General features: G+C 56.5%; 1 rRNA gene (cut by a window edge). It reads right to left on the bottom strand.

Features of this window, described 5'->3' with window-relative positions:
- Positions 1–35: 35 nt before the first annotated feature.
- Positions 36–1864, bottom strand: a 23S ribosomal RNA gene (locus ACZ7G1_RS38810) (it continues 1372 nt past the right edge of the window).

Here is a 1864-nt window from a genome sequence, read left to right as displayed (position 1 = left end):
TTGCTTCAGAACTAACACAGTGGACGCGAGCAACTGAGGACAAGCCCTCGGCCTATTAGTACCGGTCAGCTCCACCCATTACTGGGCTTCCACATCCGGCCTATCAACCCAGTCGTCTACTGGGAGCCTTACCCTCTCAAGGAGGTGGGAATACTCATCTCGAAGCAGGCTTCCCGCTTAGATGCTTTCAGCGGTTATCCCTCCCGAACGTAGCCAACCAGCCATGCCCTTGGCAGGACAACTGGCACACCAGAGGTTCGTCCGTCCCGGTCCTCTCGTACTAGGGACAGCCCTTCTCAATATTCCTACGCGCACAGCGGATAGGGACCGAACTGTCTCACGACGTTCTAAACCCAGCTCGCGTACCGCTTTAATGGGCGAACAGCCCAACCCTTGGGACCGACTCCAGCCCCAGGATGCGACGAGCCGACATCGAGGTGCCAAACCATCCCGTCGATATGGACTCTTGGGGAAGATCAGCCTGTTATCCCCGGGGTACCTTTTATCCGTTGAGCGACGGCGCTTCCACAAGCCACCGCCGGATCACTAGTCCCGACTTTCGTCCCTGCTCGACCCGTCGGTCTCACAGTCAAGCTCCCTTGTGCACTTACACTCAACACCTGATTGCCAACCAGGCTGAGGGAACCTTTGGGCGCCTCCGTTACCCTTTGGGAGGCAACCGCCCCAGTTAAACTACCCATCAGACACTGTCCCTGATCCGGATCACGGACCGAGGTTAGACATCCAGCACGACCAGAGTGGTATTTCAACGGCGACTCCACCATGACTGGCGTCACGGCTTCAAAGTCTCCCACCTATCCTACACAAGCCGAACCGAACACCAATATCAAACTGTAGTAAAGGTCCCGGGGTCTTTCCGTCCTGCTGCGCGAAACGAGCATCTTTACTCGTAGTGCAATTTCACCGGGCCTATGGTTGAGACAGTCGAGAAGTCGTTACGCCATTCGTGCAGGTCGGAACTTACCCGACAAGGAATTTCGCTACCTTAGGATGGTTATAGTTACCACCGCCGTTTACTGGCGCTTAAGTTCTCAGCTTCGCCCTGTCGAAACAGAGCTAACCGGTCCCCTTAACGTTCCAGCACCGGGCAGGCGTCAGTCCGTATACATCGCCTTACGGCTTCGCACGGACCTGTGTTTTTAGTAAACAGTCGCTTCTCGCTGGTCTCTGCGGCCACCCCCAGCTCACGAAGTAAATTCGATCACCAGGCGTGGCCCCCCTTCTCCCGAAGTTACGGGGGCATTTTGCCGAGTTCCTTAACCATAGTTCACCCGAACGCCTCGGTATTCTCTACCTGACCACCTGAGTCGGTTTAGGGTACGGGCCGCCATGAAACTCGCTAGAGGCTTTTCTCGACAGCATAGGATCATCCACTTCACCACAATCGGCTCGGCATCAGGTCTCAGGCTATATGTGTGACGGATTTGCCTATCACACGCCCTACACCCTTACCCCGGGACTACCACCGCCCGGGCTGGACTACCTTCCTGCGTCACCCCATCGCTTACCTACTACCACCTTGGGTCGACGGCTCCACCACTTTCCTTTCCCCGAAGGGTCCGGAACGGCTTCACGGCCTTAGCATTAATGGGCTCGATATTGGGCGTTTCAAAGCGGGTACCGGAATATCAACCGGTTGTCCATCGACTACGCCTGTCGGCCTCGCCTTAGGTCCCGACTTACCCTGGGCAGATCAGCTTGACCCAGGAACCCTTAGTCAATCGGCGCACACGTTTCTCACGTGTGTATCGCTACTCATGCCTGCATTCTCACTCGTGAACCGTCCACAACTCGCTTCCGCGGCTGCTTCACCCGGCACACGACGCTCCCCTACCCATCACAG

Source organism: Streptomyces sp. NPDC037273 (genome assembly GCF_055603625.1).
The sequence above is the reverse complement of the archived record's forward strand: the minus strand, read 5'-3'. Positions and strand labels throughout refer to the sequence as shown.